Source organism: Brevundimonas sp. UBA5866 (assembly GCF_002432125.1).
Lineage (GTDB): Bacteria > Pseudomonadota > Alphaproteobacteria > Caulobacterales > Caulobacteraceae > Brevundimonas.
The window spans coordinates 1-9,190 of sequence record NZ_DJFS01000056.1 but is presented as its reverse complement, the minus strand read 5'-3'; the positions used below and the strand labels follow the sequence as shown (position 1 = coordinate 9,190).

The following is a 9,190-nucleotide window of genomic DNA, read 5'->3' as shown; positions in this document are numbered from 1 at the left end:
GCAGGTCGAGGTTGCCGTTGCGGGCTGCGCGCCACACCGCGCTTCGCTCGTCGGGCGTCATGCCGCTGTCGAGGCGGGCGGCGGCGACACCTTGCTGTTTCAGGGCCTCGACCTGATCGGTCATCAGCGCGATCAGCGGCGAGACGACCAGGCCCACACCGGGGCGCAGGATGGCGGGGATCTGGTAGCAGACGCTCTTGCCGCCGCCGGTCGGCAGCACGGCCAGGGTGTTGCGGCCCTGAAGCACCTGTTCGATGACGCGCGATTGGAGCCCACGGAAATCCTTGTGGCCCCACACCCTTTCCAGCAGCACCCGCGCATCCTGCAGGGTGGGCGAGTTGTCGGGGAAGGGGGCGTGATCGAGCATGCGGGGTGTGTGCCACTATTCGGCGGGGTGTGTCATCCCGAACCAATGGGCAAGCCCACAGATGTGATCGACCTTCGCGCCTGTCGCCTATGACGCGCGAAACCATTATAGGGCAGCGCATGAACAGCCTGATCTATGGCCGCCCGCCCGCCGTATTCGACCCGCCCTCGTCGGCGCAGCAGACCTCTCCGCTCATTCCCGGATCGATGGCGCTGGAAGACTGTGCGCCCGCGTCGGCGGATGACATCACCCTCTATGCTCCGCCCGGTGCGATCGAGCGCCGCTATGTGCTGGCGCTGGCGCTGCGCGCGCTGAAGGTCGGCGGCAAGCTGGATGTCATGGCACCCAAGGACAAGGGCGGCTCGCGTCTGGGCAAGGAGCTGAAGGCTTTCGGTCTGGAGTTCGCCGAGACCGCAAAGGCCCACCACCGCCGCGCCATCATCACCCGCCCCGAAACTGTCGAGGGTCTGGACGAGGCCATCAAGGCCGGTGCCCCGCGCATCGTGCAGGGTCTGGAGGCATGGTCCCAGCCGGGCATCTTCGCGTGGGACCGTATCGACACGGGCACGGCCCTTTTGGCCGGTGCACTTCCGGCGCTGAAGGGCAACGGCATCGATCTGGGCTGTGGCTATGGGGCCTTGGCCACGGTGGCGCTGCGCTCGGCAGCCGTCACCTCGCTGCGGATGGTCGACATGGACCGCCGCGCCATCGAGGCCGCCAAGAAGAATATCACCGACCCCCGCGCCAGCTTTGAATGGGCCGATGTGCGCCTGCTGGACGCCGCAGGCACTCTTGATTTCGTTGTCTCTAACCCGCCCTTCCACGATGGCGGCATCGAGGACAAACGTCTGGGCCAGAAATTCATCCGCAAGTCGGCAGAACTGCTGAAAAAGGGCGGGGTGGCATGGATCGTCGCTAACCGTCACCTGCCGTACGAGAACGACCTCAACGAGGTGTTCAAGCGCGTGAACATGGTCGCTGACCAGAACGGCTTTAAGATTTTTGAGGCGGTTAAATAATGGCCAAGGTGCCGACTTCCCGCGTCGACAAACTGCTCTCGTCCATGGGCTATGGTTCGCGCAATGAGATGGCGCGGATGGCCAAGGCGGGCGGCATCATGCTGGACGGCGAGGACCTGACGGATGTGACCAAACGCATTCCCGTCACGCCCGATCTACCGTCACGCATGGAGATCGACGGCGAGCCGCTCGATCCGGTTCAGGGTCTGGTGATCCTGCTGAACAAGCCGCTGGGCATGACTTGTTCGCACAAGGAGGACGGGGCGCTCGTCTATGACGTGCTGCCGGAACGCTGGCTGCGTCGTGATCCGGCCATCTCGACCATCGGGCGTCTGGACAAGCAGACCTCGGGTCTGCTGCTGCTGACCGACGACGGCGACCTGCTGCACCGTGTCATCAGTCCCAAGCGTCACGTCAAAAAGACCTATCGCGCCACGCTGGCCCGCCCGCTGAACGGCACAGAGGGGGCGCTGTTCGCGTCCGGCGAACTGGTTCTCGAGGGCGAGGACAAGCCGCTGGCCCCCGCCGAGCTTGCGGTGGTGTCGGAAACCGAAGCCCTGCTCAGCGTGACCGAAGGCCGCTATCATCAGGTGCGCCGCATGTTCGCCGCCACGGGCAACCATGTCGAGGAACTGCACCGCGAGCGTTTGGGCGGCCTGACGCTTCCCGATGATCTGGCACCCGGTCAATGGAAGCTGCTGTCGGCGCAGGAGATCGCCGCCATCTTTCAGTAGGTGGTCAACCGTTGTTCTCTGAGTCTTGGCCCGGAGATTGCCGGCCATTGCCTATGCCGATCGGAGAATGGCGCGCGGTACCGATCATCGGGGCCGGTTCTCCGCCTTTGGCGTGGCGGTAACACCTCAAGGGGCAGGCCCCGCCGAGGAGGTGGAGGCAAAAGCCCCACCGGCCACCTAGCCAACAGACTGAACCGCCCGCGTTGCGACACCTTCACGCGTGCGAAAATCAGGAACGTCCTGTGTCGTCACGCGCTGTCTTTCCATAAGAAAAGACAGGAAGAAAAACATGAGCACTTCGGCCAAACGCGTTCTGGACCAGAATGAGCAGCAGTGGGTGGAACAGTCCAAAAAGCTGGACGGCATGTCTCACCGCGAACTGACCGAACTGGCGCGCCAGCTGCGCAGCCGCCGCGAGCGTGTCCAGCGTATGATGCGTGACCGCGCCCGCGCTGCCCGTCGTTCGGGCGAGAACAAGCCCGATACCGGTGCCCGCGAGAAGAAGGAGCTTTTGGTTGCGGCCATCGAGCGGGTGAATGCGGCGCTGGAGGCCCGTTCCCTGTCGAACTCATCCTCGCGCGCCACGGAAAATCTGCGCGAAGCGGTTGAGCGCAAAGCCAAGGCTCCGGCCAAGTCGGGACCGAAATCGCGCACGGCCAACAAGGGCCCGGCTGAAACCCCGAACGAAAAGATCGCCCCCTCCGGTGCCCTGCACGCTGAGGGTATGCGGGCTTCCATGACGCGCTCGACCGGTAACCGCTGATCGCGGCACCGATGATTTAGGGGTGTGCGGCCTTGACCTTATGGCTTGGGTCGCGCACCCCCTTTTTCATGACCGAGGTAAAAATCTGCGGGCTGAGCACCCCCGAGACATTGACCGCTGCGCTGGACGAAGGCGCGGCCTATGTCGGCGCGGTGATCTTCCCCAGAAGTCCGCGCCATCTCGAGCCCGAAGCCGCAGCCGGACTGTTTGAGGCGGCACGCGGTCGGGCGGGCATCGTGGCCGTGGTGGTCAATCCGGACGATGTCCTTTTGCGCCGCATAGCGACGCATCTGAAACCCGACTACATCCAGCTGCACGGCTCTGAAACGCCACAGCGCGCCAGACAAGTGCGGCAGACGACCGGCGCAAAAATCATCAAGGCGCTGCCGATCCGCACGTCAGCCGATTTCGTAGATGTTCCTGCATGGACTTCCGCCGCAGACATCCTCCTGTTCGATGCCAAACCCCCGGCGGGCAGCGACCTGCCCGGTGGTGTGGGGCACAGCTTTGACTGGTCACTGATGGCCAATCGTCAGTTTGGCGCAAAATGGTTTCTCGCAGGAGGGATCAATCCGGCCAATCTGGGTGAAGCCTTGCGCATGACCCGTGCTCCAATGGTTGATGTCTCCTCTGGCGTCGAGCGTGCGCCGGGTGTTAAGGACATCACCCTGATCCGTGAATTTATGCAGGCCGCGCGTCGGTCCTGATTTCGCCATTTCCCTCCCCTGTAGATTGCAGCCGTGAACGCACCTCTATCCAATACCTACGCATGGCCCGACGAACAGGGTCGCTTCGGCCCCTATGGCGGTCGCTTCGTGCCCGAAACCCTCATGCCGCTGATCCACGAGCTGGACGCGGCCTACAAAGCGGCCAAGGCGGATCCGACCTTTCAGGAAGAGCTGGACGGCTATTTGAAATACTATGTCGGTCGGGAAAGCCCGCTCTATCACGCAGAGCGTCTGACCGAGCATTTCGGCGGGGCGCGGGTGTGGCTCAAGCGCGAGGACCTGAACCACACGGGCGCGCACAAGATCAACAACTGCATGGGCCAGATTTTGCTGGCCCGCCGCATGGGCAAAACCCGCATCATCGCCGAGACGGGCGCGGGCCAGCACGGCGTGGCCTCGGCCACCGTCTGTGCGCGCTTCGGCCTGCCGTGCACGGTCTACATGGGTGCCGTTGACGTCGAGCGTCAGCAGCCGAACGTTTTCCGCATGAAGCTTTTGGGTGCCGAGGTGAACGCCGTGACGGCGGGTGCTGCGACCCTGAAGGATGCGATGAACGAGGCCATGCGTGACTGGGTCACCAACGTGGCCAACACCTATTACATCATCGGCACGGCTGCCGGTCCGGCCCCGTATCCGGAGATGGTGCGCGACTTCCAGTCGGTGATCGGCAAGGAAATCAAGAAGCAGTCGATGGAACAGATGGGGCATCTGCCCAATGCTGTCGTTGCCTGCATCGGCGGTGGTTCGAACGCGATTGGTGCCATGCACCCCTTCGTCAATGACGAGGGCGTGCGCCTGATCGGTGTCGAGGCCGCTGGTCACGGTCTGGACGTGGACAACGGCCACGCCGCCTCGCTCAAGGGCGGGCGTCCGGGCGTGCTGCACGGCAACCGCACCTATCTGTTGCAAGATGCTGATGGCCAAATCCTTGAGGGCCACTCCATCTCGGCGGGTCTCGACTATCCGGGCATCGGTCCGGAGCATGCGTGGCTGAACGACCTCGGTCGCGGTGAATACCGCTCGACCACGGATGACGAGGCGCTGGAAGCCTTCCAGATGATTTCCAAGCTGGAAGGCATCATTCCGGCGCTGGAGCCGTCGCACGCCCTGGCGCGTGCGGGCGAGATCGCCCGTGAAGTGGGCAAGGGGGGCGATATCGTCGTGGTGCTGTCCGGTCGTGGTGACAAGGACATCTTCACGGTCGCCCAACATCTAGGCGTGGAGCTGTAATCATGATCGCACTCGTTTCGGCGCTGGCCCTTCTGGCCGCGCAAGCCGCCCCTTCCGCTGCCGGTCCGGTCAGCATTGCCCCGACCGATATCGAGGTTAAGGCTCCGGCTGTCGCGTCCCCCAACTGCGGTGGACTGCTGTCTACGCCGGCCTTCTGTGTGACGGCGCGCATGGATCAGCTGGGCGACATTGCAGATGCCTATGTCGAGGATTTGAAAACCAAGGGCTGGATTCCGGCCGATGGCGATGACAACCGCATCATCCTGATCAAACGCCGTGAGGGCGGCGGCTGTGACGGCATGCAGATGGTCGCCTTTTTCGACACCTCCAAGCCGCAAGTCGCCGAAGAGCCTGCCTATCTCGCGTTTGCGCTTATCCCTGGCAATGTCTGCTCCGCCTCTGAAGGAAGTAATCCGTGACGACTGCGCGTATCGACGCCCGCTTTTCCGAACTGAAGGCCCAAGGCCGCGCGGGTTTCATTCCCTATGTCATGACGGGTGACCCCTCGCGTGACGAGGCGCTGGAAATCCTGAAAGGCCTGCCTGCTGCCGGTGCGGATATCATCGAACTGGGTCTGGCCTTCTCGGACCCGATGGCAGAGGGCCCGCCGATCCAGCGTGCGGCGCTTCGCGGTCTGAAGGCCGGCATGACGCTTCGCGGCACGCTCGACCTCGTGGCCGAGTTCCGCAAGACCGATACGACCACGCCGCTGATCCTGATGGGTTATCTGAACCCCGTCGAATCCTATGGCTATGCGCGTTTTGCCAAGGAAGCCGCCGAGGCGGGCGTGGATGGGCTGATCGCTGTGGACTGCCCGCCGGAAGAGGCTGGCGACCTTGCAGCCGCTATGGATGCCGAACAGATTTCGCTGATCCGTCTGGCCACGCCGACGTCGGATGATGTGCGTCTGGCCACCATCGTTCAGGGCACATCAGGCTTTGTCTATTACGTCTCCGTCGCGGGCGTGACGGGCGTGAAGGAAGCACAGGCCGCCTCGGTCGCTCCTGCTGTGATGCGCGTACGCAAGGCCTCGGGCCTGCCCGTCGCCGTGGGCTTTGGCGTCAAGACGCCCGAGCGTGCTGCCGAGATCGCCCGTGTGGCCGATGCGGTGGTTGTCGGCTCGGTTCTGGTGGACGAAGTGGCCGCTGCACTCGAGGACGGGCAGCCCGCTGTGACCCGTGTTCTGGACAAGGTTCGCGAACTTTCCACCGCAGTTCGTGGTGCGCGCACTAGTGCTTCCGTTGCGGAAACCGTTTAAGAAGCGCCCATGGTCGATAAGAATTCCGAGAACAAGGCCCGCGGCGGCTGGCTGTCGCGCCTTTCCCCCGGTGTCCGCAAGGTCGTCAAAACCACGGACACGCCTGACAATCTTTGGGTGAAAGATCCCGACACGGGCGAGATGATCTATCGCTCGGACCTCGAAGCCGCGCTTTGGGTCACGCCTTCGGGCCGCCACATGCGCATCAATGCGCCGACCCGTCTGAAGGCCACCTTCGACGACGGCAAGTTTGAAGCCATCGACACGCCCGCCGTGCCGGAAGACCCGCTGAACTTCTCGGACGGCAAGCCGTACAAGGAACGTCTGGCCGCCGCCCGCAAGGCTGCGGGCCGTCCCGACACCATGGCCATCGGCTATGGGAAGATCGACGGCACCGACGCCGTGGTCATCGTGCAGGACTTCACCTTCATGGGTGGTTCGCTGGGTATGGCTGCGGGTGAAGCCTTCATCACCGCCGCTCAGGAAGCCGTGAAGCGCGGCGTGCCGCTGGTCTGCTTCACCGCGGCCGGTGGTGCCCGTATGCAGGAAGGCGCCCTGTCGCTGATGCAGATGGCCCGCACCACCCTGGCCATTCAGGACCTGAAGTCGGCGCAACTGCCCTATGTCGTGGTTCTGACCGACCCGACCACGGGTGGCGTGACGGCATCCTACGCCATGCTGGGCGATGTCCATCTGGCCGAGCCGGGTGCCCTGATCGGCTTTGCCGGTCCGCGCGTGATCGAAACCACCATCCGCGAGAAACTGCCGCCGGGCTTCCAGCGCGCCGAATACCTCAAAGACAAGGGTATGGTGGATAAGGTGGTGAGCCGTCACGACCTGCCGCAGACCCTTGGCCGCATCCTGTCCATCCTGATGGACGGCAAGCGCAAAAAGGCCGCCTGAGGCCGAAACCTCTAAAGGGAAACGTCGCGTCTTGGACCCGATTTCAGAGCGTCTGAAGGCGCGGCACCCCCAGCGCATCGACCTGTCCCTTGGCCGTATGCAGGCCCTGTGTGCCGCGCTGGGCAATCCGCAGGACCGCCTGTCGCCTGTGATCCATGTGGCGGGCACAAACGGCAAGGGATCGACCGTTTCCCTGATCCGGTCGATCGCCGAGGCCGCGGGCCTGAAGGTCCACACCTATACCTCGCCCCATCTGGTCCGCTTTAACGAGCGTATCCGGCTGGCGGGCGAGCTGATTTCCGATGATCAGCTGAACGCCATCCTCGACCGCGTCGAGGAGGCTATGGCCGCGACCGGCGGCGAGGCGACTGTATTTGAAAGCACCACGGCGGCGGGCTTTCTGGCTATGGCCGAAACGCCTGCTGACCTTGCTATCATAGAGGTCGGGCTGGGTGGTGTTCTGGACGCCACCAATGTCATCGAGCGCCCGCTGCTGAGCGTCATCACCCCCGTCGATCTGGACCATGCCGAGTTCCTCGGTACCGACCTTGCCGGTATCGCCCGCGAGAAGGCGGGGATCATCAAGGCGGGCGCGCGCTGTGTCGTAGGGCGGCAGTCCGAACCGGCTATGGCCGAGATCGAGCGTCGGGCCCAACAGGTTGGATCTCCGCTGACAGTTCTCGGTGTTGATTTTGACGCGTGGGCCGAACGCGGCGGTCTGGCCTATCAGGATCAGACACGCTTTCTGGACCTTCCGGCCCCGGCGCTTTCGGGCGCGCACCAGTTCGACAATGCGGGCGTCGCGATTGCTGCGGCGCTGGAACTGGACCTGCCGGAAGACGCCATTGCCAAGGGTCTGGGTAGCGTCTTCTGGCCTGCGCGAATGCAACGCCTGACGGCGGGCAGATACGCCGAAATGGCCAAGGCCGCCGATGCCGANNGCGATCGCCACGCCAAGGCCCCTCGTCCGCTGACGCTGATAATCGGTATGCTGAACAACAAGGACGCAGGCGGATTCTTCGAGGCGCTCAAAGGTCTGGACGCCCACGTCATCGCCGTGCCGTTTGAAGGCAATGCGGCCGAGCCCGACGCTCTGGCGGCGGTGGCACAGGGCCGTGGGTTCGGTGCGACCACTGCGCAAACCGTAGATGAGGCGATGGAACGGGCTTTGGCCCTCGGCGCGGGCCGCATACTGATCTGTGGCAGCCTCTATCTGGCGGGCGAGGTTCTGGGGGCATCGCCCGAGACCTGGCCGCGTTGACCGGCAATGAAAAAGGGCGGCTCCAACCGGAGCCGCCCTTTTCATATTCTGTCGTCGCTGGATCAGCCGACGCCGGCCTCAGCCAGCCACTCGACGATCTTGCCCTTGGGCAGAGGACCGACCTTCATGGCGGTCATCTGGCCGTCCTGGAACAGCATCAGGGTGGGGATGCCCTTGACGCCCAGTTTGGACGGGGTCATCGGGCTGTCGTCGATGTTCAGCTTGGCGATGGTGACCTTGTCGCCGATCTCGTCGGACAGAGCTTCCAGTGCAGGGCCGATCTGCTTGCACGGGCCGCACCACTCGGCCCAGAAGTCCAGCAGGACCGGCTTCGAGGATTGCAGGACCTCGGCTTCAAACGACTCGTCGGTGACCTTGAGAGTGGCCATTTCATCTCTTTCTTCTGTGTCGGCGACAGGCTGGCTGTCACCTCGTCGATAGTGATTTGGGGCACAAGGCCACGTTAATCAATGGGCGGGCGGTCCAGAGCCTGCATCAAGATCGCGCTATCGACCGGCATCAGCTTGGGACCATCGGTCCAGACCAGTGCCGCCTCGACAGGGCGATCAGGATAGAGCTGGCGCAGGACCGCGGCATAGACCGCCAACTGCGTCATATACGCTGGATCCACGTCCTTCAGATGATCCGGTGCCGGACGGTTGGTCTTGTAATCCACCACCAGCACCCGCTCGGGCGTGATGACCAACCGGTCGATCTGGCCGTTGATCTTCACGCCAGCGGGCAGTTCGGGGGCCGTCCCCGTCAGCGCAACCTCGGCGCGGGAGCCGGGGCCGAACACCGGCGCAAAACGGGCATCGTCCAAGACGCTGAACGCCGCCTCGATCATCTCGGCGCGCTGCACATCATCCAGATCGACCTCCTTGGACAGAAGGCGTTCGGCGGCGCTGCGGCGCATGTCGGGCGCGA

12 protein-coding genes are annotated in these 9,190 nt (G+C 63.9%); 9 read left to right on the top strand and 3 right to left on the bottom strand.

What is annotated here, in order from left to right; all coding sequences use genetic code 11:
• The coding region (locus B3H86_RS06555; protein WP_292052181.1) for a DEAD/DEAH box helicase at positions 1 to 367 on the bottom strand (367 nt) is incomplete at its 3' end.
• Between the two features lie 119 nt (positions 368 to 486).
• Between B3H86_RS06555 and B3H86_RS06550 the strand changes: the two genes are divergently transcribed.
• From B3H86_RS06550 to B3H86_RS06510, 9 genes are all read left to right on the top strand, one after another.
• On the top strand, positions 487 to 1,386 hold the full coding sequence (locus tag B3H86_RS06550) for a class I SAM-dependent methyltransferase (RefSeq protein WP_292052180.1): 900 nt from the start codon (positions 487 to 489) through the stop codon (positions 1,384 to 1,386).
• On the top strand, positions 1,386 to 2,120 hold the full coding sequence (locus B3H86_RS06545) for a pseudouridine synthase (RefSeq protein WP_292052179.1): 735 nt from the start codon (positions 1,386 to 1,388) through the stop codon (positions 2,118 to 2,120). Before B3H86_RS06550 ends, B3H86_RS06545 begins: the two co-directional genes overlap by 1 nt.
• A 289-nt stretch (positions 2,121 to 2,409) precedes the next feature.
• Entirely contained in the window at positions 2,410 to 2,883 is a 474-nt protein-coding gene (locus tag B3H86_RS06540; protein ID WP_292052178.1) for a hypothetical protein, read from the top strand.
• 68 nt (positions 2,884 to 2,951) lie between these two features.
• Positions 2,952 to 3,590, top strand: coding sequence for a phosphoribosylanthranilate isomerase (locus B3H86_RS06535; RefSeq protein WP_292052176.1), 639 nt, complete (start codon positions 2,952 to 2,954; stop codon positions 3,588 to 3,590).
• Positions 3,591 to 3,623: 33 nt separating this feature from the next.
• Complete coding sequence (trpB, locus tag B3H86_RS06530; protein WP_292052174.1) at positions 3,624 to 4,841, top strand: tryptophan synthase subunit beta; 1,218 nt, start codon at positions 3,624 to 3,626, stop codon at positions 4,839 to 4,841.
• 2 nt (positions 4,842 to 4,843) lie between these two features.
• A complete protein-coding gene (locus tag B3H86_RS06525) occupies positions 4,844 to 5,260 on the top strand; it encodes a hypothetical protein (RefSeq protein ID WP_292052173.1) in 417 nt (138 codons plus the stop codon).
• On the top strand, positions 5,257 to 6,099 hold the full coding sequence (gene trpA / locus B3H86_RS06520) for a tryptophan synthase subunit alpha (RefSeq protein WP_292052170.1): 843 nt from the start codon (positions 5,257 to 5,259) through the stop codon (positions 6,097 to 6,099). The genes B3H86_RS06525 and trpA overlap by 4 nt, the downstream gene beginning before the upstream one ends.
• Before the next feature lie 9 nt (positions 6,100 to 6,108).
• Positions 6,109 to 7,002 (top strand): acetyl-CoA carboxylase carboxyltransferase subunit beta, encoded by an 894-nt coding sequence (locus tag B3H86_RS06515; RefSeq protein ID WP_292052169.1) that lies wholly within the window; start codon positions 6,109 to 6,111, stop codon positions 7,000 to 7,002.
• 31 nt (positions 7,003 to 7,033) lie between these two features.
• Positions 7,034 to 8,263, top strand: coding sequence for a bifunctional folylpolyglutamate synthase/dihydrofolate synthase (locus tag B3H86_RS06510; RefSeq protein WP_292052167.1), 1,230 nt, complete (start codon positions 7,034 to 7,036; stop codon positions 8,261 to 8,263).
• Positions 8,264 to 8,325: 62 nt separating this feature from the next.
• Here the strand turns inward: B3H86_RS06510 and trxA are convergent, their stop codons facing one another.
• On the bottom strand, positions 8,326 to 8,652 hold the full coding sequence (gene trxA / locus B3H86_RS06505; RefSeq protein ID WP_292052165.1) for a thioredoxin: 327 nt from the start codon (positions 8,650 to 8,652) through the stop codon (positions 8,326 to 8,328).
• A 74-nt stretch (positions 8,653 to 8,726) separates the two neighbouring features.
• On the bottom strand, positions 8,727 to 9,190 hold a 464-nt coding region (locus B3H86_RS06500; RefSeq protein WP_292052164.1), incomplete at its 5' end, for a PD-(D/E)XK nuclease family protein.